Consider the following 26,050-nt stretch of genomic DNA (forward strand, 5'->3'; position numbering starts at 1 on the left):
CGCTATTGCCCCCGCTCAGGGGGAAGGTCGGCGGGGTTCGGCGTGTAGCGGACGTCGGGGATCATCGTGGCGGGGTCGCGGCCCCACGCCTGCTCGAGCGCGCGCAGCGCCCCGGAGAATCCGGTGCCGCTCAGCAGGGCGTTGTCGATCGCGCTGAGGGTGAAATCGAGTGTCGCCGAGATGTTCACATAGTCTCCCCGCACCACTTTGGGCACATCGTCGATGTTGAACGGTGCGGTGAGGAGGACCTTCAGAGCGCCGAGCACATACGGGGCCGCGTAGCCGAGCTGGGTGAGTGGCCGCTGCAACAGGGCCAAATTGGTTTCCAGGTCGGCGCGGGAGGCTTCGATGGCATCGTCGGTGACCCTGGACAGCCGTCCGAGGGCGGAGGTCGCATCGGCGAACACGTCGCGCTTGGCATCGAAATGGGCGATCAGCGGTGGCAATTCGGTGAGTGCGGCATCGACGACGTCGTTGCCTGCGGCCAGGATCTTCAGCAGGCCGTTGGTGGCGTCGAGGGCACGGGTGATGCCGTCACGCTGGGCGTTGAGCTCGGTGACGAAGGTGTCGAGTTGGTTGAGGAACTCCCTGATCTGCTCGGCGCGGCCGGTGAACAACTTGTCGAGTTCGGTGGAAATGGTGTCGAGGTTGGAGATGCCGCCGCCGCGCAGGACGGTGGCGATGCTGGCGAGCGTCCTCTCCGTCGTCGGGAAGGCTGCTGTGCGCTCCAGCGGAATGGTGTCGCCGGAAAGCAGCGACTGCGGGGACGGGTCGGGTGGAGCTGCCAACTCGACGTGCTGGCTGCCGAGCACGCTGGTCTGGCCGACCTTCGCTGTCGCATTGCGGGGCAGCCTCACCCCTGCGTCCAGGTCCAACGTCAGCAGCGCCTTCCACGGCCGGAATTCGATGTTCGACACCCGGCCGACGAACACATCGGCGACGCGGACGCGGCTGTTGACATTGAGCGCCAACGAATTTCGTAGCTCCACATAGATGGTCGAATGGTCGGGCCCGGTTCCAGGCCCGCCGGGCATGGGCACGTTGGCCAGTCCGCGCCACGAGCCGCAACCGGTGACGAGCAGCAGGCAGCACAGCAGACCGACCACCTTCACAGCGATGCGTTTCACTCGGTCGGTCACGGCTGTCCTCCCACTTCGGCGGCCAAGGGTGGTGTCGGAGGCTGCGGAGCCGGCGTCGGGGCAGGCTGCGGATACCACGGGGGCGGAAGCGGATTGCTCTGGTCGTAGGCGTTGGGGGGTGCGCCACCGCGCACTCCTGGCTGTGGCGGTACCGGGTCGGGGCCCCCGAGTAGCGCGGCCAGCGAATCGGGCGCCACCATCAGGCGTGTCAGGGCCTGGACGTCGAGTCCCTGCATACCGGGGGCCACCACCCAGCCCGGTTCGTGATTGCCGTGGGAGAACGGCGTATCACGGGCCCACAGCCCGGGAACTGTCGTGTCCTTGAAGCCCGGCGGGGGACGTAGCCGGTCCTCGGAATACGCGACGTACTTCGGCAGTGTGCTGGCGGTGGTGAACGGCTGCACGCCGAAGGGAAGGTAGTTGAATTTGATCGCGTCGAGGATGGGGGCCAGGTACTGCGCGCACAGTTCGGCGGATTCCTGGTAACCCAGCCGGCTTCCTGCCTGAATTGAACTGCACATCAACTGAAGTGGGTTGGCGAAGTTGTTGATGACCGGAACGGCGGTCAGTGCGCCGTTCACCGGGGAGTAGATGTTGACGAAGTTGCCGCCGAACGATGGCAGCACATGCAGGGTGTTCTCCAGGCCCTGGCGCGCTTCCGGCTGCAGCAGCGCGTCGGTGACCTCGCGCAGGTTGTTGACGTCGGTGACGGCGACGTCGCCGTTGCGCGCGAGGAAGTCACTCGTCCGGTTGAGGAGCTGCCGGAACTCCTCGACGCCTCGCGCGAGTTCCTCATCGGAGTTGTCGAGGGCTCCGGTCAGTGTGGCCAGGTCGGTGTTGAACGCGCTGAACTGCTGATCGCTGGTGCGCAGCGTGCTGACGAACAAGGCGAGGTTGCGGACCACGGAAAACAGGTCACCACGGCCTTTGTTCAACGCAGACAACGCATTCGACAAGCTGGTGAAGGTGGTGTTGAGCTGGTCACCCTTCCCGGCGAGGCCGTCGGCGAATGCCGACACGACCTCACCGACGGGCCCCCGGGGTTGCTCCGGCGTCGGACCGAGCCCATCGAGGACGGCGGCGAGCTGTTGTCGAAGATCGTCCCATTCGACGGGAATCCTCGTGCGGTTGAGCGGGATCACCGCGCCGTCGTCGAGCGTCTGACCGCCACGGTAGGGCGGCGACAGCTGGATCGCCCGGGAGGCGACGAGGCTGGGGTTGATGATGGACGCCGTGGCGTCGGCGGGCACCTTGACGGACTCATCGAAGTGGAGAACGACTTTCGACTGTCCCCCACCGGGTTCGATGGAGTCGATGGTGCCTACCCGGACACCCATCACCAGGACCTGGTCGCCTGGGTACAGCGCGATGGTGCTGGGGAAGTAGGCGGTGACCGTGGTCGTTGTCAGGTTGCGGTAGATCTTGTGGCCGAAGACGGCCGCGCCCAGGATCGCGGCCGCGGCCACGAGGCCAACCGCCACCAGTACACCTATTCGATGGGATGTCTTCGCCGGAAGTCGCATCATGTCACTGCCCGACCTGGGAGGGCGGCGGTGCGGTGGGTACCGTACGCGCCCCGGGGAGTGCGTCGGGAAGTGGCATGGGCGCGCCGGGTACGGGCGGAGGCGCCTGGCCGGGCGCCGCGGCGGCCGGAATGCCCGGCGCAGGCGCACCGCCCGGTTGCGGATCTGATACCGCGACTCGGGGCGGTCCGTAATTCGGGCCGTACGGGTTGTCTCCGAAGGGGCCCAATGTCTCCCGACTGCAGGGCAGTGGATCGCCGGGGGCCGGCAGCGCGCCGGGTCCCGGGGTGTACGAGCACGGTGAGCCCTTCTCGACCGCCGGCCCGGGGAACTGGGGGGTTCCCTCCAGCGGCGCCGGAGCAGGAGGTGGCGCGCCGTTGGGGAAGCCCTGGCCGTTGGGTTCGGGAAACCGGAAGGCGGGCAGGCCCGCATCGCCCCAGAACTTCTGCGGGTCTATTCCGCGCTTCTTGAAGGCGGCGTCGATGAACGGCTGCAGGACCTGGCCCGGCATCAGATTGGCCACCATCACCTTGAAGTATGGGCCCGACGCCACCGCCTCGGAGATCGCCCCGACGAAGCGGTCGACAGTCGCCAAGGTCTGCGTCAGCTTCGCCTTGTTCTCGACCAGGGTCTGGGACAGGGTCCGCAGCTGTGTCAACACCGCGTTGAGATTGGGGTTGTCATCGATGAAACCGGCCACCTGTGTCGACACGGCGGTGACGTTGCCCAGCAGCGTGTCGATATCGGCTTGGCGGGCATTGAATTTCGCCAACAGTGCCTGTGCGTTGAGGACCAGCTGGTTGATGTTGTCGCTCCGATTGCCGAGGACTGTGGCGACCTGGTCAGCGTTGGACAGCAGGTCGTTGAGCTGCTCGTCGCGGGTGCCGATGGTGTCGGAGAATTCGGCGACGCCCGTCAGTGCGGCAGACAATTCGGGCGCGGTGGCGGTGATGGTCTCTGACAGCACGTTCAGCGATTCTCTGAGGCTGTCGATGTCCCAGCCGGCCGTCGAGCGAGTGAGGTCGTCGAATGCGTCGTAGATCTGGTAGGGCGTGGTGCTCTGGTCCAGCGGCAGTGTCTCGTTTGCTCTGAGCCTGGTCGAGCCGCGCGGCTCGATCTCCAGGGTCTTCTTTCCCAGGATGGTGTCGGTGCGGATGCTCACGCGGCTGTCGGTGCCCACAGTTGTCGCGCCCAACGTGAACCCGACACGGACCCGGTCGCCGTCAACCTTGATCGACACCACTGATCCGACATCCATTCCGTTGAGCCGCACCGTATCCCCGGCGTGGAGCCCGCCGCTTTCGCTGAACTGCCCGTAGTACTCCGGGGTGGCGAACAACATCGGCACGGTGGTCAGGCTCTGACCGACTCCGGTCACCATCGCGGTGATCACGATGCCCATGAACCCATTGCGGACGAGTTTGCCGGAGGTGAGTGCCCTCATTTCGGGGTACACCGGCCCGAGGGTTGACTGAGCAGCTTGACGGTCCGGACGGGGCCGCCGGGTTGCAGACCGTTGAGTTTGAGGCTGGCGTCGCAGAGGTAGAAATTGAAGAAGTCGCCGTAGATCCCGCCGGACCTGGCCAGTATCGCCAGTGCATCGGGCAACTTGTTCAGGAGATCAGCGAACTGTGCCTCCTGGCTGACGAGTGGCTGTTGCACTGTCTGAAGCTTCGACACGGTGCTCTGCAGGACTGGGCGATTGTCTGCGAGCAGGTCGGCCAGGGTTCCGGCGGTGCTGCCGATATCGGCGACTCCGGCCGCGATGGCGTCGCCTCGTTCATTCAGTCCGACAACGAGATTGCGGAGATTGACGACCATTCCGTCGAGTTCCCTCTGGTGTCGCGCCGTGGTCTGGAGCAGCACATTGAGGTTGGAGATGACCTCGCCGATGACGCGATCGCGGTGCGCGAGCGTCTGCGTCAGCTGCGCCGCCTGGGTCAGGATGTCGTTGATGGTGCCGCCCTGCCCCTGGAAGACGGTGATCAATGACTGAGCGATGGTGTTGACCTTGTCGGGGTCGAGAGACTCGAAGAGGGGCTCGAAGCCACCGATGAGCGCGTCGAGGTCCAGCGCGGGCTCGGTACGTTCCACAGGGATGGTGCCGCCGGGCATCAGCAACCCTGCCGGTGCGTTGATGCTGCTCTGCTCGAGCTCGAGGAACCGGTTGCCGATGAGGTCGGCGTAGCGGATGCGGGCGCGTGTGCCCTGTTCGAGTTGCAGGGACTGGTCGACGTCGAACGCGACGACGATGGTGTGGCCGTCGGCGTCGAGACGGATGTCCTCGACCTTACCGACCTCCACTCCCGCAGCGCGTACGAACTGTCCCGGCCGGATTCCGCTAGCATTGCTGAACTTTGCGAGATAGGTATGCGTGCGATCGAAGCGGAGCTGGCCGAACACCACGATGATGAGCGCGGTGAACGTCAGCAGGATGAGCGAGGCGGCGCCGAGCTTGACGGCGGTCTGTCGAATCATCATGGATTCACCGTGTACTCACCGACCTGGCGGCCCCACACATACTCGTTGAGCAGAGGCTGTCCCAGTTCGAAGTGGTTGTAGGGGGCCAGCGACGCGCCGGTGTCCATCACTAGTGCGGGTGCCGGCCACAACTCGCGTGTGATGGGCTGCCAGCAGCCGGGGGCGCCGCCCGGCCCGCCCCTCGCGTTGGTGCGGGGAAGGTTGTCGGGGTAGACGTACGGCGCGGCGCCGCCGAGCAGTTCCGTGGACGTCACTGCGGCATATCCGTTCTTTCCCAGTGCGGCAGAGACTTTCGGCGCAACATCGTGATAGTTGCGTATGGTGCACAGCAAGGCGGGCGAATACTCGTCCAGAAGTTGGGCGGTGGGTGTGAGGTCCGCCTGACCTCGCACCAGAAACGGCGTGGACCGCTCGATCGTATCTGCACCCGGTTCCGCGAACCCCACCGCCGCCAGCAGTGCGGCGTCGAGATTATCGCGCTCGTCGGTGAGTGTGCGCGCAGTGACCACCGCGTCCCGGAGCCCGTCTAGCAGGGGTTGCGCGGCTCCCCGGTAGATGTCGGCGAGGTCGGCGAGCCGATCGATGTCCTGGCGCAGCTGCGGCATTCTCGGATTGACCCTGCCGAGAACCGAATTCGCATCGACGAGGGACCGGCCGAAGTCGTCGCCGAGCCCCGTCAGGGCAGTGGCCGTTGACTTCAACGTCATATTGAGCTGGATGGGATCCACCTTCTCGGCGATGTCGGTCACCGCCTCGAAGAGCGTGTTGAACTCGGTGGTCACCGCTCCGTCAGCAGCGACATGTAGCACGTCCGACGACGTGACGGGCCGTTGCGGATTGCGGGGCGAACGGAACGCGACGTACTTGTTGCCGAAGACCGTCGACGCGGTGATCGTCGTCTCGACGTTGACGGGAAGCACAGGGAGGTACCTGGGTTCGATGTCGACCAGGATGCGTGCGGACGGGACGTCTTCGTCGCTGATCAGCTGAACCCGCGAGACCCGCCCAATCGGGACGCCGTCGAGGGTGACCTTGGACCCGGGGTCGAGCACCAGACCTGCGCGCGGTGCGAGCACCGTCAACTGAACCGACGGCGTCAACGATCCCCGGAATTGAAGGTAGACCAGCGTCACAACCGCGACGGCCAGCGCGACGAGCAATGTGCCTGCCGCCCGGTAGGACCGGGTCACGGCCGGCCTGTTCGCGTGGTGGACTGCATGGCTGCCCCTCGATCAGTGCGCTGAATCCGTCGCCCCAGTACAACATACTTTTTCGTATAGAAATCCGATTTCGGCAAACAGTAGTTATTGACGGCTGCGCTCACTAAATGCGGGTTTCCGCCCGACGAGACACCCTCGGCTGTATCACATCGCATATGCCATACTTTAAAGTATGGAATCTGCGCCGCGGGTCGAACATCCCTCCGATCCTTCGATTCTCAGCTCATTCTGGGACAGCGACATCGACACGCGCCTTGCGGAATTCGCCGCGATGCGCGAGCGCAGCGATGGCGTCGAGTTCATTCCGCAGCGCTCGGGGGCCGGCTTCTGGTCGATGACTTCCCATGCCGCCGTCAGCGCGGTGACCCGCGATCCGGCGAGTTTCACCAGTACGCGTGGGTTTTCGCTGGACGACATGCCCCCCGAATTGCTGGAGATGCTCGGCTCGATCATCACGATGGACGATCCCAAGCACCGGCAGTACAGACGTCTGGTCCAAGTCGCGTTCTCACCGAGGGCAATCCGGCAGATGACGGACTATGTCGCCGAGCTCGCCACTGCGATCGTCGAAACAATCAGGGAGCGTCGGGAATTCGATTTCGTGGAGACCGTTGGCGCCAATCTGCCTTTCCAGGTGATCGCCGACCTGCTGGGCATCCCCGTAGTCGACCGTCCCAGGCTGCGGGAACTGATCGACCTCATCCTTGGCGTCAACGACGGACAGGTTAGCGACGTCGACACCAGCCTGCGCGCGGTCGCCGAATTCTTCGAGTACACCATCGACCTGGGCCGGAGCCGGCGGCAGAATCCTGGTGACGACATCACCTCTCACCTGATGCAGGCCGAAGTCGACGGAAAGCGACTGACCGCAGCAGAATTCGGATCGTTCGTCATCTTGCTGGCAGCAGCGGGCAACGACACCACGCGAACCGGATTGTCGTGGGCGATGCATCTGCTCAGCCGACATCCCGATCAGAAGGCCGCGTTGGCCGATGACTTCGAGGGCCGTGCCACCAATGCCATCGAGGAGGTGCTGCGGTGGTCCTCACCGGTGCTGCACATGCGCCGTACCGCGACCGTCGATGTCCCTTTCGGCGAGTACGTTATCCGCGCCGGGGACAAAGTCGTTGTGTGGTACCTGGCCGCGAACCACGATCCCGGCCTCTTCGCCGAACCGACGCGCTTCGATATCTACCGCGAGAACTCCCGTGACCACGTCGCCTTCGGCGCAGGCGGACCGCACTTCTGTCTAGGCGCCGGTCTGGCGCGGATGGAGATCCGGGTTGTCCTTGGCAAACTACTGGCAGCATTCCCGAATCTGCACACCACGGCCGAGCCGGATCCGCTGCGGTCGGTGTTCGTCCACGGAATCAAGACTCTGCCCTGCGCGATCGACTGACGCCGACCACCAGCAGGCCTGCTAGATCTGGCCGTGTCGGGGCGGGTTGATCCCTGACAATGTATGGCGGCCGATGTGCTGCAGTTTCCACCGCGTGGGGTCGTGCAGCGTGTGCGTGCGCGCATCACGCCAGTACCGTGAGAGATTCCCCGACGCCGACGCGCTCCGGGTGCCGCCGAGCTCGAACAGCACATTCGACGCGTCCAATGACGCGCGCACGGCGGCGACCTTCGCCACCGCCACCGCGATCGAGGCCTGCGCGGTCGACTCGTCGGTGAGGTCCGCCGTCGCGGCGTCGACGTGACGGGCTGCCTCGGCAAGCAACGCCTGCGCCCCGCGCACCGTCACCGTCAGTTCACCGGCGATCGTGATCAGCGTCGGATCGTCCTGCGCCTTGTTCACGTCCGCCTCGAAATGCGCCCGCGCCCGTTCGGCCTGACGCACCCCGGCCTCCAGCGCGCCGGTCGCGATGCCGACATCGAGCGCGGAATGCCACAACTGCGCCCGGGCCCCGTACGTCGTCGGACCCGAGAAGATCGGCGAGAACGGCACCACGTGCTCGGCAGGCACCGCGACATCGTCGAGCGTCACCGTCCCCGACGCGGTCGTGCGCTGACCCATCCCGTCCCAGTCGTCGACGACGCCGAGTCCGCGAGCATCGCGCGGGACGAATGCCAGCGCCTTCGGCGTCGACGCGGTCGGCACCTCGCCGGACCCGTCGGACAATGAGGCTCGCACGATCACCCAGTCGGCGAACAGCGCACCCGTCGAATAGAACTTGCGGCCGTTGAGGCGGTAGCCGTCCTGCTCCACCAAAGTGGTGCTGTCGACGTTGACGGGATGGGGGCCGCGCTCGTTCTGCGCGTTGGCGAACAGCTTCCCCTCGGTCACCTCGCCGTAGAAGAACGCCTGCTGAGCCTCGGTACCCTGCAGGCGCACCGCCTCCAGGAACACGAAATGCGAATGCGGGATCTGGGCCAGCGAGGGATCGGCGTGCGCGATCAACCGGAACACCTCGGCGATGACGGTGGCCGGCGCGTCGAGGCCGCCGTACTTGTGCGGCACCGGCAGCGCAAGTAGGCCGGACTCCTTGAGCGCCTTGACCTGATCGTGCGGCAAGACGCGGTCGGCGTCGCGCTGTGACGCCTCAGCGGCGAAGTTCTGTGCCAGCTCCGCGGCGACGGCCAGCGCCTCGTCGGTGGACGCGAGCGTCACCGTGCGGCGCCCACGAACGGAATCGACGCGGGCGCAGCAGCTTTCGTGTCCGGGTTGAACAGGCCGCGTTCCCGCAGCAGCGGCACCACGCCCTCGCCGAGCCAGTACAGCTCCTCCAGATGCGGATAGCCGGAGAAGATGAACTCGTCGATGCCCACCTCGGCGTACTCGGCGATGCGATCGGCGACCTCGGTGTGGCTGCCGACCAGCGCGGTACCCGCCCCACCGCGCACCAGGCCGACACCGGCCCACAGATTCGGTGCGATCTCCAGCGAGCGCGCATCATGCCAGCTGCCGTTCGCCCGATGCTGCTCGTGCAACGCGAGCATGCGTTTCTGCCCCTCGGATTCGCTACGGCCAAGGCCTTTCTGGGCGTTGCGGACAGTGTCCTCGTCGAGCGCCGCGACCAGCTTGTCCGCCTGAGTCCAGGCTTCGTCGGCGGTGTCGCGGGTGATGACGTGCAGGCGGATGCCGAAGCGTGGCTTCCTGCCCTGCTTGGCCGCAAGCCTGCGGATCCAGTCGACCTTCTCGGCGACAGCGGCGGGCGGCTCACCCCACGTCAGATAGACGTCGGCGTGGCGTGCCGCCACCGGCCCCGCAGCAGCGGAACTCCCGCCGAAGTAGAAGGGCGGCACCGGATTCGGCAGCGTCGGGATCGCGGCGTCCTCGACCTGGATGTGCTCGCCCGCCAGCGACACCGTCTGCCCGTCCCACAGTCGTCGCACCACGTCGAGGAACTCGTCGGCGCGGGCATAGCGGCTGTCCTTGTCGAGATGATCGCCGAAGGCACGCTGCTCGTGCGCCTCACCGCCGATCACCACGTTGAGCAGGATCCGGCCCGGTGCATGCCGCGCGAACGTCGCGGCCATCTGGGCCGACAGCGTGGGGCTGACGAGACCGGGCCGGAACGCGACGAGAAAACCGAGAGACGTCGTCTCCCTGGCCAGCAGTGCAGCGGTGACGAACGCGTCCTCGCACCAGGCGCCCGTCGGGATCAGCGCCCCGGTGAAACCGAACGTCTCAGCGGCGCGCACGATCGAGGCGAGATAGTCGATCGATGCGTCCCGGTCGCTGTGCGCGGCGCCGGCGGGGGTGCCGTGACCGCCTCCGACGATCAGCCGGCTGTCGCCGTAGGTCGGGAGGAACCAGTGCAATTTGATCGCAGGAGTCACCACGGAATTCTCCCCGGCAGCCGCGGGCCGGTCCAGGGTTTATCTCACGGCGATTCTTGGGGTGGTCTACCGCTTGAGGAAGCGGGCCAGGCTGTCATCGAGCTCGTCCCACCACGTCGTGTGCGCCGGCGGGCCGACGGTCCCGGTGCACGGCGAGGCGAAACACTTGTCTCGATAGCCGGTGATGCTGACCTCCTTATCGTGCTCCCAGGTGAAGAAGTGCCGATGGACCATGTCGATGTCGAACGCGGCGTAGTCGCTGAGCGGCATCAGATCGCGGACGTAGTCGGTTTGGAAGTCGATCTGGCCTGCGACTGAGTCGACGTCGGCGTACTTCGCGCGCCAGGCGGCCACATCGGCAGCCATCGCCTCGGCGTCGGGCAGGGCGAACGTGCCCAGTGCGACATCGCGCGCGAAGAAGGCCTGCGCGTCGAACATGTTGAACGTATAGAACTGGTCCTGCATACCGAGGTACATCAGCTTCGGGTTGGCCAGTGAGACCACGCCCTTGTAGAGGCCGTCGGGGTAGAGGTTGTTCGTCGTCTTCAGCTGCAGCGCGGTGTCGATGAACGGGAAGTGATGCTGATATCCCGTGCACATGATGATGGCGTCGACGTCGCGGGCGGTGCCGTCGGCGAAGTGTGCGGTGCGTCCTTCGACATGCTGCAGCGCCGGGACTTCGCTGATGCCGTCAGGCCAGCCGAAACCCATGGGGGCGTTGCGGTAGGCGATCGTGATCGAAGCCGCACCGTACTTGAGCGACTGCAGGGCGATGTCCTCAGCCGAGTAGCTGCTGCCCAGGATAAGCAGATTCTTGCCTGCGAACTCGACGGCGTCGCGGAAATCGTGGGAATGCAGGATCCGGCCGGGGAACGACTCGAACCCGGGATACTCCGGGACGTTCGGCGTCGAGAAATGGCCGGTAGCCACCACAACGTTGTCGAAAGATTCTGTCCGGAGCGAGCTTTCGCCGTCCTGCCACGATTCGACGGTGACGGCGAACGACCCGCTCGCGTCGTCTTGCGTCACACCGCGCACCGCGGTGTCGAACTGGATGAACTGGCGCACGTTGCTCTTCTTGGCGCGCCCGGTGATGTAGTCGTAGAGCACCTCGCGCGGCGGGAACGACGGGATGGGTCCGCCGAAGTGCTCGTCGAAGGTGTAGTCGGCGAACTCCAGGCATTCCTTGGGTCCGTTCGACCAGAGGTAGCGATACATGCTGCCGTGCACGGGATCTCCATGGCAGTCGAGCCCGGTGCGCCACGTGTAGTTCCACAGCCCACCCCAGTCGCTCTGCTTCTCGAAGCACACGACCTCGCCGACGTCGACGCCGTCTTGGCGGGCCAGTTCGAAGGCGTGCAGCTGCGCCAGGCCGCACGGGCCTGCGCCGATCACCGCGGTGCGCGTCATATCTCTCTCCTCATGAACGGGGACGGGTCTTGTCGGGGTCGTAGAACGGGAACGTCGTGACGGTGGCGGGGATTCGCTTGCGGTGCCCGTCGAGCTTGCCGACCTCGACCCGGGTGCCGGGTTCGGCATGCTGAACCGCCATGCGGCACAACGCGATACTGGCGTTCAGAATCGGGGAGCGGGTTCCACTCGTGACGACCCCCACCTGGGAGCGGCCGATGTGCACGCAATCCCCGTGCCCGGCGACCTCGTTGCTGTCCAGCCGCAACCCGACCAGCGTGCGCTGTGGGTGGGCCTTGCGCTCGAGCAGCGCGTCACGGCCGACGAAGTCGTCAGTCTTGCTCTTCAGCGGTACCGCGAAACCGATTCCGGCTTCGAACGGGTCTGTCTGCTCGTCGAATTCGTTGCCTGCGGCGATCAGGCCCGATTCCACCCGCAGCATCTCCAGAGCCTCCAGGCCCAACGGCGTCAGACCGAACGGCAGGCCGGCTTCCCACACCCGGTCCCACACCGTTTCGGCGTCGTCGGGATGGACCCACAGTTCGTAGCCGAGTTCGCCCGAGTAGCCCGTCCGTGACACCACCAGCGGCGCACCGTGAGGGCCGTCGAGCCTGCCGATCAGGAAACGGAACCAGCCGAGGTCACGCAACGCGGGCTGTCCCGGCGGGCTCCAGATCATGGCGCCCAGCAGGTCTCGGCTGGAGGGGCCCTGCACCGCGAGGTTGTGCATCTGATCGGTGGAATCCTTGATCCACACCTGTTCCAGACCGAGCTTCTCGGCTTGGGTGCGCAGCCAGATGCCGTCGTACGGATCGCCGCCGATGAATCGGAAGTTGTTGTCGCCCAGCCTCAGGACTGTGCAGTCGTCGATCACCCCGCCGGTGTCGGTGCACATCGCCGAGTAGACGACCTGGCCGCGGGCGAGCCTGCGGATGTCGCGGGTCAGCGTGGTCTGCAGCAGTGCCTCGGCGTCCGGGCCGAGAACCTCGAATTTGCGCAACGCCGACAGGTCCATGACCGCGACCCGTTCGCGACACGCCCAGTACTCCTGGTGCGGGCCGTGGTTGTCGTAGCTGTTCGGCAGCCAATACCCCTTGTACTCGGTGACATTGGTGGTGAGGGCGCCCGTCCGGGATGCGAATGCGGTGTGCTTGGTCAGCACGGGCTCGGAGTCCGGCGTCAGCCGGTGTCCCACCGCCACAGAGAACCTCCTGGTGGAGTCGTAGACGCGGACGTGGATGTCGGTCAGGTTCCAGCCGTTGGCGGGGTCGATGTCGTCCGGGCACGCCGACGACGCGCAGACCAGATCGGCGCACGCGCGGAACAGCACGTAGTCGCCGGGCCGGGACCAGGGTTCCTCGGAGATCAGCTGGTGCTGCGCGTCGAATGCTGTGTTGTAGAACAGGTTCAGCGCGGGCCAACCCTGACGTTGCCCGATGCCGAAGCGTGACAGTGCGGCGTTGAAGTTGTCCGTGCAGTTGACGTGGCCGGGATAACCCATGTCCGCGTAGAACTTCGCGTTGCATGCCAGCGCGAACGTGTCGTGCCTGCCGACGGTGTCGCGCACCACCTCGACCAGCGGGCGGGCCCGGGCGTCGAAGAACTTCCCCGACAGGCCGGGCTGCGGATACGCACCGCCGCCGATGGTGCGGGTGGTGGTTGCGTCGAGTCCGTACTCGCGCCCGTCACCGAGTGAGCGTGCTTCGAACGCGAGAAAGTCCGAACACTGTTGTCCCGCAACGTCGATCACCTGTATGAACTGGCCCTCCTTGACGTCGTACGACGATGCCGTCGCGGCGTCGATGCGCATGTCGAACAACGGCTCGGCCAGCGGTGCGGGGAGTTCGTCGCAGATCTCGGGGCGACGGAGGTCGGCGCGGTGCACCTCGACGCGGACTTCCGACGGTGGGTTGGGTTCGTCGCCGGTGAGGCTCATCGGCGATGCCGGCGCGGCGACGAGGACGACGGCATCCCCCGCCACCGCGAAGCGGGCCCGGGACCCGGCCGGGGACCACTCCCCGAAGAGGCGGGTGGCCACGGAGTCGTGCTGATCGACGCGGTGCTCAGACAGCAGGGACAGGATTCTGCCTGCGGCGTAGCCGTTTTCGTCCGGGCCGGGCACGAGATGACGCAGCACGGTGGCCGCGGTGTCGGGTCTGGCGTCGGCGACCGCCCGCGGGTCGGTCGCCAGCACGGTGAGCTCGGCGGGCTGGCGACCGTAGTGGTCGATGATCTCCAGCCGGTCGCCGCCGAAGACCTTCACCGCGGTCACCGAGCCGGGGGCGACGCGGAAACGCTCCATGGAGACCGGGGTCAGGGCGCGAAGGAGCGGTAGCCGACGTAGAACGCGAGGGCGCGCGTCGGTGTGGAGAACAGAATGCGAGAACCCTTGGGGAAGAAGATCGCATCCTTCTCCCTGGCGATCTCGACCTGGCCGGTGTCGACGTTCTCCAACCGGAATTCGCCTTCGAGGACGACCTTCATCTCGTCGTAGTCGTAGTAGTAGTCCAGCGGCGCATCGGTGTTGCGCAGCTCGAAATACCCCGAGCACATCGGCACGCCGTTCGGGGTGGCGTAGACGTCGTCGATGAATCCCTCGGTGCCCGGGTACTTCTCGAGCGACATCTGCGGGAGCTTCTGCCAGAAGCCGGACGTGACCAGGAACGGAGCGGGGACGGTACTCGTCATGGAGCCTCCAGGGCGATCTCTGCGGTGAAACAACGTCTTACAGGAGGAAACCATAGGTGGGTTTCGGGGAGATTACTGCCGGTAGCGGCTGAGTTTCGGGTGCGACGACCGCGCGCTAAATGCCAGTTTTGGCGGCGTGTCGGTGTCCAGACATGCGCGCTCGCGGTGCGAGTCGACCACGGACTGGGCTAGACCATCTCCCGCTGGGTGAGCCACCGCATGATCGGCCAGCCGAGGAACACCGGCAGCCAGCACGTCAGGATCCGGTACAGCAGCACGGCCGGCACCGCCACGGCGGCGGGCACCCCGAACGCCGCGAGCCCACCGATCAGCGCCGCCTCCACCGCGCCGACGCCGCCGGGGGTCGGGGCGGCCGACGCCAGCGTGCCGCCGACCATCGTCACGATCGTGACGGTGATGAAGCTGGCATCCCCGCCGAATGCCTCGATACTCGCCCACAACGCCAGCGCCGATCCGAGAGTCGTTGTCGCACAACCCAAAATGATGATCGCCAGTCGCTTCGGTTCGCGCGCGAGCAGGATGAGGTCGTCCAGAACCTCCTTGAGCTTCGGCCGCACCGCCGTACCCAGCCAGTGCCGCAGCTTCGGCACGAACAGCGACACCCCGATGGCACCCAGCACGATGCCCGCGATCAGATACAGCACCGTCGCATTCGGCACGAAACGCGACAGATTCGCCGACGCACCCGCAACCGTACTGAACACGATGAGCAACGTGATGTGGGTGATCACCTGAACCGACTGCTGCATCGCCACCGCGGTCGTCGCCCGCAACGCCCCCAGCCCGCCCTTCTGAAGGAAGCGGGTGCTCAGCGCGAGACCCCCGACGCCGGCCGGAGTCGTCGTCGCGGCGAACGTGTTGGCGACCTGCATGATCGTCAGCGTCCAGTACTTGACCATGCCGTCGGCGCACGCCCACAACGCCGCCGCCGCGCCCATGTACTTCAGCACCGACACCAACAACCCGGCCAGCGCCCACCACCAGTTCGCCGACTGCAACTCGGAGAAGAACACCGGAGCCGAACTGATGAACGGATACGCGACATAGACCAGCGCGACCAGCAGCGCGATCTGGATCAGCTGACCGCGGGTGAACCGCGTTATCGTCGCCGCCTTGATCTGATCGGCGCCCGTCTGCTGCTTCACCTCGTCCCGCAAAGTCGACATCGCGGTGCCCGCGTCGCGCACCGAATCCCGGACACGTTTCGGCACAGCCGCTTTGGTCAGCCGCCGGGACGCCGCCAGCACCACGTCATTGCCGAAGACGGTGATGGCCGCGGCGACAGCCTTGGGGGCGCCGTACAGGTCCGCCGTCGTGATCAACAGCTGGGCGATGTCGGTGTGCAGGTGTGCATCGGAGGCGCCGTACTCGGCGTAGGCGAAACCGCCGAACATCGGAGTGCCGTCGACAACCGTGATCTCGGTGGTGCGCAGATCACCGTGCGAGATCTGCTGACTGTGCAACACGCCCAGCGAATCCCACACCCGGCTCACCGGGGTGTCGACGTGGCAGCGGATCAGCGCGGTGCCGCGGGCCGGCTTGTGCGCGTACACCGTCCACCCGCGGTCCAATGTCGCCACCGCGATCGGTGCCGTGTTCGCCATGCCGAGGTTGCCGACGGCCAGCGCCATCAACGCCCGATGCTCCACGGCGCGGCGCAGCGACGGCTGGATCGGCGCCGTCTCGCTGTCACGCAGTCGCAGCTTGCGCCAGAACTGCCGTAGGAAGCCGCCGCCGCGCTGGTGCGGCCCGTAGAGCTCGACCACCGCCGTCTCGGGATCGGTCGCGCTGTCGGTCGCCGTCAGCACCATCGGGCCCTGACCCGCCGGACGGATCACCCGCAGCGCCGCGACCTCGAACCCGCGTCGCGTGATCGCGCGCACGGCACCGTCGAGCGGTACCTCCAGCGCCGGTGTGCCGCTGACGAGGACGACCAGCGCGCCGACAAACCAGCCGACCGCCAGACCCAGCAGCGACCGGGCCGGGATGACGGCGCTGACGACCAGATGGATCGGGACGAACGCCAGCAGCAGAGCCCACCACCAGTGCCGCCACCGGGCCGGCAACCACGGGCCCGACACCGTCAGCACCGCCGCCAGCATCGCGATCCACCGCGGATCGTCGAGGAACTGCGACAGCAAGGTGTCGAGCCGCTCGGACAGGTCGAAATGCCAGCGAGGCGCAGCGATGCCGTTGCCCGTGATGGACAGCGCGAGAATAGCCAGGACACCGGCCGCGGCGTACGCGCCGAGCAGCTTCCACTGCCGCTCCAGGACGAGACCGATGAGGATGAAGAACGGCAACGCCAGAATCACGATGCCGTAGATCAAGTAGACGGTGTTGGACTGCGTCGGGCTCAGCACGCCGACGATCCCCGAGATCGACCGCTCCAGCGCATCCCACTCATTTCGCGTGATCAGCGAGCTGGTGACGATGACGACGAGGAAGATCCCGGCCAGCGACAGGCGGAAGATGTCGTTGGTGCGTCGGGTCAACGGCTGGAGCAGGCTGCCCGAAACAGCAACGTCCCGCCCGTCAACTCGCACAGGAAACAAAATAGCAATCCGCCGAAACTGCATCGGCGCAGCGAAAAGTCGAGTGACGACATGCTGGAATGCAGTTTCGGCGAAGATCAGCTCAGCCGACGTTGACGTAGTAGACGTAGCCCGTGATCGTCTGCTGGAACGTGCGGTCGCCGAACTCGTCCATCACGGTGCTGCGAAGTGCCGTTCCGCGGTTGACGCTGAGGACGTCCGCCTGATCGAGCGGAACGTCCGAGAGTCGGTTGACGACGACGCGATTGCCTTCGGCCTCGAGCATGCTGATCGTGGCGGCGGCATCGCCGTCACCCATGGGGGCGGCGGCCGCCGGGCCGGCGAACCCGATGGCTGCGGCGGTCAGGCCGGCGACGACAGTGGCGACGGTGTTGGTGGAGATCATGGCGGGTCCTGCGCTTTCTGTGTGTGGGACATCTGGACAGTGGTGTCCTCTGACCACAGTTTCGTTACGCGGATAGGTCCGGACTGTTTCTCCCGGCTGGAATCATGAAAAAAAGGGGCACCCCGCGCCACGCGGAGTGCCCCTTTCTCGGTGTGTCAGCGGATGGTGACGTAGACGACCTGTCCTGCGCCGGCGCCCTGGCCGGAGTCCCACGACATCTGGCGGATGTCGGCGTCCGTGCGGACGGACACCACGGAGGCGTCCGACAGCGGCGCGTCCGACAACCTGTCGACGATCACCGTGTTGCCCAGCTTCTCCAGCTGGCTGATGGTCTCGCTCGCGCTGCCGGGTCCTGCAGGCCCGGCGCTCGCGGTACCGGCTAGCCCGAGGGCGGCGGCAGCGAGTCCGGCGGCCAGGCCGGTAGCGACGGTGAGGTTCTTCATTGTGACTTTCCTGCTCTTCCCTGAAACGGGTCGGAGCCGTGGAGCGAATCGCGCGGTTCTGACTTGTGCGATAGGTAAAACCGTCAACCGGGCCAATTCATTTCAGCCTGCGGTAATCGTGACCTTCCCGTGGTCGCGCAGGCGCCGGGCCAGCCCCGACGCCCGGACGGCGCGATGCCCCACCGCCGCGCGCACAGACGCCTCGGTGCCGACCACCTGAATGCGTTTCTTGGCGCGCGTGACGGCCGTGTAGAACAGCTCGCGGGTCAACAACCGCGAATCCTCGGGCGGCATCAACACCGTCACCTCGTCGGCCTGGCTGCCCTGGCTTTTGTGGATCGTCATCGCGAACATCGTCTCGACCTCGCCGAGACGTCCGGGCGCGAACTGCAGCGAACCCCGCGCCGACCCGATGTGGGCCCGCAGCCCGTCGCGTGCGGCCACGACGACGCCGGTGTCGCCGTTGTAGACGCCGAGACCGTAGTCGTTGGCGGTCACCAGAAGCGGCCTGCCCGGGTACCACTGCGACCACATGGCCTGCCCCGTCTTGTCGGCCAGCCAGCGCTCGATGCGGCGGTTCCAGTGCGCCACCCCGTACGGGCCCGACCGGTGCGCGCACAGCAACCGGTGCCCGTCGAGGACGGCCAGCGCGGACGCCGCGTCGCCCAGCAGCGCGGCCTCCCGCAGTTCCGCCGCACGGGCGACCAGCGCCGGGCGCAGCTCCTCGGCCGGGTCGTCGGTGTCGAGCCACGCGACCGCGTCGCCGCCCTCGCGCAGCAGATCCACCGTGGCGTCGGCATCGCCGCTGCGGATGGCCTGCGCCAGCGCCCCGATCGTCTCCCCGAACCGGTGCGACGTTCTCAGCTCCACGACGCCAGGGTCGCCCAGCCCGTCGACGAGGTCTGCCAGCACGGCGCCCGCATCGACCGATGCCAGCTGGTCGGGGTCGCCGACGAACAACAACCGGACATCGGGGCGCACCGCCTCGAGCAGCCGGGCCATCATCGTCAGCGACACCATCGACGTCTCGTCCACGACGATGACGTCGTGCGGCAACCGGTTGCCCCGGTGATGCCGGAACCGGGACGACGTGTCCGGAAGGCTGCCGAGCAGCCGGTGCAGCGTCGTCGCGGTCAGGCCGGCCAGCCGGGCCTGGTCGACCGCGTCCAGCCTGCCGACTTCGGCCGCCACCGCGTCCTGCAGCCGGGCGGCCGCCTTACCGGTCGGCGCCGCCAGCGCCATCCGCGGCGGCGCGCCGTCGGCCTGGTCGGCGATCGCGGCGAGCAGCCGCGCGACCGTCGTCGTCTTGCCGGTGCCCGGCCCGCCCGTGAGCACCGTGAGCGACTGCCGCAGCGCGACCTCGGCCGCCGCGCGCTGCTCCTCCCACCCTGCGGGGAACAGGCGCTCGGCAGCGGGTACCACCGGTCGCGGAGGCGCCGAGAGCAGCGCAAGGATGTCGTCACACACCTGCTGTTCTTCGCGCCAGTAGCGGTCCAGATAGAGCAGGTCGCCCTGCACGCGAAGCACCTTCTCCGCGGCCAGCGGGCTGGCCTGCACCGTGGCGAGCCACTGGTCGGGCGCAGGCCAGGGCAGGTCGGGAACTCCGGTCTGATCGGCGACCGACCGCAGGTCCACACACACCGAGCCGCCACGCAGCGCGCGCACGGCCAGTGCGACCGCCAGCGCCACGCTGGGGTCCTCGTCCTTGGCAAGCGTGGTGAGCCGTTGTGCCACATGGAGATCCGCCGGCTCGAACAACTCCACGAAAGCTTCCAGAGTCACTGTGCCCCCGCTCCGCTGTCGAGCAGGTCGGACAACGCCTCGATCAGCGCCGGCGGTGGTTGCCAGCTGAAGACGCCCGCCGGGTGTCCGTCGACCACCGGCGTCTGTGCACCGCACATGCCGCGCACGAACAGGTACAACACCCCGCCGATGTGGCGCTGCGCGGAGTATCCCGGAAGCCTCCATCGCAGGAAGCGGTGCAGTACAACGCAATACAGCAGAGCCTGGAGCGGGTAATCGGAGTGCAGCATCGCCTCGGCCATCCGGGCCTGCCCGTAATCCGCGGCGGTCAGCGGCACGCCGGGCTCACCGAGCCAATTGGTCTTGTAGTCGACGACGACGTAGCGGTCACCGACCCGGAGCACCGCGTCCAGCGACCCGTTCAGATAGCCCTTCAGCGACTGAGCGGCCAGCACGCTGCCGGTCAGCCGGTCGGCATAGGGCGCCAACGGATCTCCGCCGGGAAGATGCGCGCGGAGCAGACGTCCGACGTCGGCGAGCGAGATGGCCGGCGCCGCACCGCGGCGGTCCCCGCCGGCCAACGGAAACTCGAAGTCCAACTCCCGCAACCGGTCCCGTAGGCCGATGGCGCGCAGCGTCACGCCGGGCAGCAGCGGGCCCAACGGAGTGTCGTGCATCGGCACCATCGCCGCGGCGAGGTCGGTGGCCGCCACATCGACCGGCCACCACACCGAGTGCTCGGCGATCGAGACCTCCAGTTCGGCGGCGAGGTCGGCGGAGTGCGGGTCGGCCGTCTCGAGGACGGCGTGCACGAGCGTTCCGAACGTGGCGCCCATCGGCATCTCACCCATCGGCGACGGCACATCCTCGCCCACGGGGACCCGCTCGTGCAGAGTCACCTCGCCCGCCTCGTCGTCGAGCTCGGCGACCTCGGGCTCACTGCTGACGCCGCGGGGCTGCTCGGCGGCCCGGATGAGCCCCGAATACGACGTGCGCCGCCAGGACGTGTCGATGCGCCGGTGGAAATGTCGTACCTCGAGATCATCTGGGGGACCGGGCAATTCGATATCAGTGCCGGCCGCCACGATCGAATCCTCCAGGACCGGACCGCCCCGGTCGGCCCACGCGCGAAGCAGCGCCATCGCTTCGGGGTCGTCGATCCGCGGCGGATCGCAGCGGTCCGGCACGATCGGGTCACCCGGCGCGCGGCCCCGCAACAACCGGGACAGGCCGCCGTTGGGTTCGTCGTTGGACGGCGCCCACCAGGCCACCACCTGCGACTGCGCGCGTGTCAGTGCGACGTAGGTGAGCCGGACGTCGTCGCCGGCGGCCTCCCGCCGGCCCTGCTGCTGGACCGCGGCGAAGTCGGGGCTGAGCTCTCCGCCGATGTGCAGGCAACGGGTGTCGTTGTCGTGGTACATCACGACGTCGCGGCTCTGGACGTTGCGGTTGAATGCGAACGGCAGATACACCACCGGGAACTGCAATCCCTTGCTCACCCAGACCGTCATGATCTGGACTGCCGCGGCATCGCTGTCGAGGCGGCGGTTGCGTTCCGTCGTACCTCCGCGCTCCTCGCGCTGGGTGCGCAACCAGTCCCGCAGCGCAGGCAGGCCGAAATGCTCGCGATGAGCGGTGTCGTGCAGGATCTGGGTGAGGTGCGCGAGGTCGGTCATGTGGCGTTCGCCGTCCACCCACGACAGCACGCGGTCGCCCATACCGGCGAGCTGGGCGGCCGCGAAGACGGCCGCCACGCCGCGCTCGCGGGCGAAACCGGCCCACCGGCGCACTGTCTCGGCGACGTCGTCGGTCAGCGAATCACCCTGACCGGCAAGGTCTTCTGCGGTGGCACCGAAGAACATCGTCGTGGCCGCAGCCCGCACCAGCCCGGACCGGTGCGGTTGGTCGAACGCCTCGAGCAGGCACAGCCAGTCGTCGGCTGCGGGGGAGGTGAAGACGTCCGAATCGCCGGTGTACACGGCGGGCACACCGGCGTCGGCCAGCGCGTCGAAGCAGGCGTGCCCATCGCGGTGGCTTTCCACGATCACCGCGATGTCCCCGGGTGCGAGGGGGTTATCGCAGAACGTCGCACCGCTCGCCAGCAGTGCCGCGACGTCGGTGGCGAGATCCTTCGGGATGTGTTGGCGCAGAGTGTCGATCGGGATGACACGGTTGGGTCGCGTACCGAACTGGTCGCGGTTGACGACCCGCAGTCGGAACGGGTCGTTGTGCGGTGCGCCCTTGAGGCGATGCTCGGCGTGCCGTGCCTCGACCTTGCGCACGACGATCCGCGGGTCGCCGAGCTGGGCGTCGCGCATGACGACCTGCAGGCGCTCGACGAGCGGGCCGTCGCTGCGGTAGTTGGTGCCAAGGGTTCTCTGCGCTCCGGCAGTGGACGCGGCGTGCAGATACGTGACGATGTCGCCGCCGCGGAACGCATAGATCGCCTGCTTCGGGTCACCGATCAGGATCACGGTCGACTGTCCGCTGAACGCGCGGTCGATCACCTGCCACTGCACGGGGTCGGTGTCCTGGAACTCGTCGACCATCACGATCGACCACCTGCGCTGCATGCGGGCGCGGGCCGGTGAGTCCGGAGCCTCGAGCGCATCGGCCAGCCGCGACAGCAGATCGTCGTAATGCAGGATGCCGAGCTTGCGTTTGCGCGTTTCCAGCTCGGCGCAGACCGCCCTCGCGAAGTGCACCCGGACCGCGGGATCGAAACCCGGGGCAGGGTTTTCGGGGCGCAACTCGGTATGCGCGTTACCGACGACCTCGCGGGCGAGACCGAGAGCGTCGTCGTAGGACAGCAGCGGCTCGTCGCGTTCCTGCCCGAAATGCGCGAGATACAGGTCGTCGACGATCTCGGTCACCAGATCGTCGAGGCTCTCCACCAGCTCCACGCCGGAGTCGGAGTCACCGGCCACCCCGAGCGAACGCAGCACCAGTTGACAGAACTGATGCGTGGTGGCGATCGTCGCGGCATCGAAACCGGCCAGCGCGTCGCGCAGCCGCAGCCGGCGCTCGGCCCGTTCCTCGGGGGTGCCGTCGAGGAGATGGGCGATGATCTCATTGTCGATAGCAACCGTCGGATCGTCGAAAGCCCTTAGTGCGTCGCGGATCTGCCCACGCACCCGCTCCCGCAACTCCTGGCTGGCAGCACGCCCGAATGTGATCAGCAGCATCTGATCGAGGGTGGCCACGCCCTCGGCGACGTAGCGGGTGACGAGCCCGGCGAGCGCGAACGTCTTGCCGGTGCCCGCGCTGGCCTCCAATACCGTCGTGGTGCGCGGCGCAGGCAGGGGGCCCAGCAGATCGAAGGGTTCCATCACTGCCCGCCCCTCTCGGCGTGCAGCAGCGGTAGCCACAGTCGCGCGGCGTAGGCGCCCAGGCGGGTCTTCTCGTCGTCACATTCCTCGCCCGGCTTGACCGGCGTCATCAGCACCTCCACCGGGGAGCGTCTACCCCAGACGAGTTCGTGCGCGGGTTGCTCACCCTCGCCGGGGAACTTGCCCGATGCCCACTTGTAGCGGGACTCACGTTCCGGCCATCCACGGCTGTACCTGGCCTCCGCCCACGCGTAGGAGGTCTTGAGCGGCAACGGGATCGGTTCGCGCCGGCCCGCGTCGTAGATCGCGACCAGGTCGCGCAACACGTCCGCGGCGGACTCGGGCGGCCCGAGCAGCCGCTCCCTGGTCTGGTCACCCTTCCGGCCTCTGCCGATGCACACCGCCAGCCACTCCGTGCCTGAATCCTGGGCGGTCAACGCCACCAACCGGATCCACGATGTGAGCAGGTGCCTGCCGTCCAGCTTCGAGTACGTGACGTCGACCAGGCGGTCGCCGTAGAGCTGCGGAACCGTCCCCGTCACCCGCCGTCTCGGGGCGATGACGACGTCGACGTCGACCGCCGTGGGCTTCTGGCGACGGTGCTGGTGTGCCGCGGCCGCCAGCGCGGCGGAACGCGCGGCGATCTCCTGCGCCCTGCGCCAGCCGAGACGCCCCGGCGGGAGCGACCCGCGGCGCCACTCCGCCTGCTGCGCATCGGCGGGAGTCATCCCGCGCACCATGTCGTCGAGCATGCGGTCGCCGATCTTCCACTCGCTCAACGCATCGATGTCGACCGGCATCGAATCCTCGACCGCATCGACATCCCACGGCAGCGTGTAGTCCAGCGCCCGGAAGAAGCCCTTCACCGGGTCCTTGAAGAAGGCGACGAGTTCGTCGAGCGCCACGTCACCGGGCGGCTGCGCGGGAAGCGGCTCACCGAGCAGGCGGGGCCGCTCCGCGCGATGTCCCGCAGCCACTTTCGCAGCAGTCAGGGCGGTCGGGTCGAACGAGAACGGTTGACCGTCGGGCATTCCGAGCGCCCCGGGCGTGACGTTGTCGACGTCGAAGGGCTGCAACGGATGTGTGATGTGTACGCGTCCACTGACGGGCGACTGCGTGGTCACGTCGAGGGCGTCGAGCAGCTCGACCACCGGCACCGCGGGCGGTTTGCGTTGCCCGCTGTACTCGTTGGTGCCCGTGTAGGTGATCACCAGCTGCTCGGTGGCCGCGCCGATGGCATCCAGCAGCAATTGGCGTTCCTCCGAACGGATGTCGCGCTCGCCCGTCATCGGCTCACGAGCCAGGACGTCGTCGCCGTCGACGGCACCGAGCCGGGGGAAGACCCCGTCGTCGAGACCTACCAGACACACCACGCGATGGGGCACCGACCGCATCGGCACCATCGTGCACACCGTCAATGTGCCGGTCCGGAAATTGGCCCGGGTTGGCCTGCCCGCGAGATGGCGATCCAGTAGCGCCTTGACATCGGGCAGGCGTAACACGATGTCGCGGTGGGTATCTGCGGCGGCCGCGATGTCGTTGAGCTCGCGTTCCATCTGGCTGACCTGCCACAGATCGGCATCCGATACGCCCGTCAGGGCGGCCACGCCCGCGGACAGCGCAGCCAGCCAGGCGCCCAACGGTTTCGCGCCGGACAGTGCTGTGACAGCAGTGCGCAGCAACTCGACGAACTCGGCGAGGCGGCCCGCGAGCTCGACCCGGTTGCTGCTGACGTCGTCGAGCGGAAGCGTGGTGTCCAGCCAGGCGCGGGAGTCGTCGGACATCGCGACGCCTGCCAGCACCCGGTCGATGCCGAAACGCCAGGTGTTCTGCACGAAATCCACGTTGTACGGGTGGCGGTGGTCGCGATCGAAGCCCCAGCGGATGTTGGCCTCACGCACCCAGTCGCCGATCGCGTCGAGGTCGTCGTCGGAGAATCCGAACCGGAACCGCACGGGGGCCGCCTCGGCGAGGTTGAGTACCTCGCTGGCGGTGGCCCGGCTGTCCGCCAGCCCGAGCAGGTCGTGGGCGACGCCCAGCAGCGGATTGGTCTGTGTCAGTGCGCGATCGGCGAGCTTGACCCGCAGCTGATGGGCGGGGTGCACACCCTCGACGACATCGCCGAGGCCGAAGCCCGCCACGATCAGCGGCGCGTACGTCTCGATGTCGGGGCACATGACGAGGATGTCGCGCGGCTCCAGCGACGGATCGTCGGCGAGCAACCCCAGCAGTACCTCCCGCAGCACGTCGATCTGGCGCGCGGGGCCGTGGCAGCTGTGTACCTGAACGGAGCGGTCTGCTTTTGTGTGTGAACGGCCCTGCGGCCGTGCGACATTGGCGGCGATATCGGACTGCAGCCAGCCGAGAAGCGTGGCCGGGCGGTCTGCGGTACCCAGGCACTCATCCGTCACGACCGACGGCGGAAGCCCGCGCTGCAGCTCACGCAGGTCGCGGCCGAGGGTGGCCAGCAGGGGATGCCCCACGTCGCGGTGCGAGGTGTCCGTGCGCCGCGCGACGGTTCCGTGCACGTCGCGCAACGAGTTCCACAGCGCGTCGCTGGGGTGCGGGAGCCACAGATGCAGCTCGTGATGAGTGCTCAGGGCGGAGAGCAGTTCGATGTCGGTGACCGGCAACCGGGTGTGCCCGAACAGCGACATCCGATCCGGCAGATCGGTACCCGACTCCTGCAGCCGGGCAACGGTTCTCGCGTGCCGCACGTGCGGTGGATCGGCGTCGACGTTCGCCAGTAGTGCCCGATACAGCGCGGATTGCCACCTCAGATCGGCGTCGAGATCGCCGGTGCGCCCCTCGGCCCAGTCGGCGAGCAGCTGTGGGCGCTGAGCGGCGTAGGAGGCGAACAGACCCGCCAGGCGGCGCGCGACCGCGTAACGGCGGCCCTGGCGCAGCTCCTTCTCCTCACCGGCTGCGTCATGGCCGAGATGCGTCGCCAGAGTCCGGCACCACGGTTGATCGAGACTGCTGTCGATGGTGTCGAGCAGTGGCCACACCATCGCGTCCGGCGACCACGGGTCGTCCTGCCCGGCGTGACTGAGTTCCGCGATCAGCGACCTCGGATGACGGAACGTCACCCCCGCACAGATCCCGTCCTGACCGGTCGCCCCGAGGACGTGCGAGAGCCGCTGGCTGAGCCATCGCTCGGTGCCCCGCGCCGACACCAGGACCAGGTCCTCGGCGAACGGGTCGGGGGGCGGGGTGGCCAGCATCGCGCCGAGGCCGTCGGCGAGCAGATCGGTGCGGTCGGCCCGATGGAGGTACAGCGCCATCGGCGGTCAGACTACGACGGCTCCGGAGAGTTCGTCGACAACC

General features: G+C 67.3%; 17 protein-coding genes. 1 reads left to right on the forward strand and 16 read right to left on the reverse strand.

From position 1 onward, the window contains the following. Positions 1-2: 2 nt before the first annotated feature. From P9A17_RS04420 to P9A17_RS04440, 5 genes are read right to left on the reverse strand one after another with little or no spacing between them, the layout of a single operon-like run. A complete protein-coding gene (locus P9A17_RS04420; RefSeq protein WP_278037385.1) occupies positions 3-1,139 on the reverse strand; it encodes an MCE family protein in 1,137 nt (378 codons plus the stop codon). Beyond that, positions 1,136-2,665 carry an MCE family protein gene (locus tag P9A17_RS04425; protein ID WP_278037386.1) on the reverse strand — a complete coding sequence of 510 codons (1,530 nt, stop codon included), beginning with the start codon at positions 2,663-2,665 and terminating at the stop codon, positions 1,136-1,138. Before P9A17_RS04425 ends, P9A17_RS04420 begins: the two co-directional genes overlap by 4 nt. 1 nt (position 2,666) lies before the next feature. Continuing rightward, a complete protein-coding gene (locus P9A17_RS04430) occupies positions 2,667-4,106 on the reverse strand; it encodes an MCE family protein (protein WP_278037387.1) in 1,440 nt (479 codons plus the stop codon). Beyond that, positions 4,103-5,143: an MCE family protein gene (locus P9A17_RS04435; RefSeq protein WP_278037388.1), complete on the reverse strand. Its 1,041-nt coding sequence runs from the start codon at positions 5,141-5,143 to the stop codon at positions 4,103-4,105. Before P9A17_RS04435 ends, P9A17_RS04430 begins: the two co-directional genes overlap by 4 nt. Then, the gene (locus P9A17_RS04440; protein ID WP_278037389.1) at positions 5,140-6,333 is read right to left on the reverse strand and encodes an MCE family protein; all 1,194 of its coding nucleotides are present in this window, start codon (positions 6,331-6,333) and stop codon (positions 5,140-5,142) included. Before P9A17_RS04440 ends, P9A17_RS04435 begins: the two co-directional genes overlap by 4 nt. 202 nt (positions 6,334-6,535) lie before the next feature. Between P9A17_RS04440 and P9A17_RS04445 the strand changes: the two genes are divergently transcribed. Continuing rightward, on the forward strand, positions 6,536-7,762 hold the full coding sequence (locus tag P9A17_RS04445; protein ID WP_278037390.1) for a cytochrome P450: 1,227 nt from the start codon (positions 6,536-6,538) through the stop codon (positions 7,760-7,762). Between the two features lie 21 nt (positions 7,763-7,783). Here the strand turns inward: P9A17_RS04445 and P9A17_RS04450 are convergent, their stop codons facing one another. The 11 genes from P9A17_RS04450 to recC all read right to left on the reverse strand — a co-directional run bounded on the left by P9A17_RS04450 (position 7,784) and on the right by recC (position 26,007). Then, a complete protein-coding gene (locus P9A17_RS04450) occupies positions 7,784-8,977 on the reverse strand; it encodes an SfnB family sulfur acquisition oxidoreductase (protein ID WP_278037391.1) in 1,194 nt (397 codons plus the stop codon). Next, positions 8,974-10,149, reverse strand: a complete 1,176-nt coding sequence (locus P9A17_RS04455; RefSeq protein WP_278037392.1) for an LLM class flavin-dependent oxidoreductase — start codon at positions 10,147-10,149, stop codon at positions 8,974-8,976. The genes P9A17_RS04450 and P9A17_RS04455 overlap by 4 nt, the downstream gene beginning before the upstream one ends. A 66-nt stretch (positions 10,150-10,215) precedes the next feature. After that, positions 10,216-11,559 carry an NAD(P)/FAD-dependent oxidoreductase gene (locus tag P9A17_RS04460; protein ID WP_278037393.1) on the reverse strand — a complete coding sequence of 448 codons (1,344 nt, stop codon included), beginning with the start codon at positions 11,557-11,559 and terminating at the stop codon, positions 10,216-10,218. Positions 11,560-11,569: 10 nt separating this feature from the next. After that, a complete protein-coding gene (locus P9A17_RS04465; protein ID WP_278037394.1) occupies positions 11,570-13,861 on the reverse strand; it encodes an aminomethyltransferase family protein in 2,292 nt (763 codons plus the stop codon). Between the two features lie 11 nt (positions 13,862-13,872). After that, positions 13,873-14,247, reverse strand: a complete 375-nt coding sequence (locus P9A17_RS04470) for an ethanolamine utilization protein (RefSeq protein ID WP_278037395.1) — start codon at positions 14,245-14,247, stop codon at positions 13,873-13,875. Between the two features lie 188 nt (positions 14,248-14,435). Next, positions 14,436-16,814, reverse strand: coding sequence for a lysylphosphatidylglycerol synthase transmembrane domain-containing protein (locus tag P9A17_RS04475; protein ID WP_278037396.1), 2,379 nt, complete (start codon positions 16,812-16,814; stop codon positions 14,436-14,438). 91 nt (positions 16,815-16,905) lie between these two features. Continuing rightward, positions 16,906-17,208 carry a hypothetical protein gene (locus P9A17_RS04480; protein WP_278037397.1) on the reverse strand — a complete coding sequence of 101 codons (303 nt, stop codon included), beginning with the start codon at positions 17,206-17,208 and terminating at the stop codon, positions 16,906-16,908. A gap of 155 nt (positions 17,209-17,363) precedes the next feature. Continuing rightward, a complete protein-coding gene (locus P9A17_RS04485; RefSeq protein ID WP_278037398.1) occupies positions 17,364-17,651 on the reverse strand; it encodes a hypothetical protein in 288 nt (95 codons plus the stop codon). A 102-nt stretch (positions 17,652-17,753) separates the two neighbouring features. Then, positions 17,754-19,433: an exodeoxyribonuclease V subunit alpha gene (recD, locus tag P9A17_RS04490; protein ID WP_278037399.1), complete on the reverse strand. Its 1,680-nt coding sequence runs from the start codon at positions 19,431-19,433 to the stop codon at positions 17,754-17,756. Further along, positions 19,430-22,723, reverse strand: a complete 3,294-nt coding sequence (gene recB / locus P9A17_RS04495; RefSeq protein ID WP_278038603.1) for an exodeoxyribonuclease V subunit beta — start codon at positions 22,721-22,723, stop codon at positions 19,430-19,432. Before recB ends, recD begins: the two co-directional genes overlap by 4 nt. Continuing rightward, positions 22,723-26,007, reverse strand: coding sequence for an exodeoxyribonuclease V subunit gamma (gene recC, locus P9A17_RS04500; RefSeq protein WP_278037400.1), 3,285 nt, complete (start codon positions 26,005-26,007; stop codon positions 22,723-22,725). The genes recB and recC overlap by 1 nt, the downstream gene beginning before the upstream one ends. Between the last annotated feature and the right edge of the window lie 43 nt (positions 26,008-26,050).

This window comes from Mycobacterium sp. 236(2023) (assembly GCF_029623955.1).
Taxonomy (GTDB): Bacteria; Actinomycetota; Actinomycetes; order Mycobacteriales; family Mycobacteriaceae; genus Mycobacterium.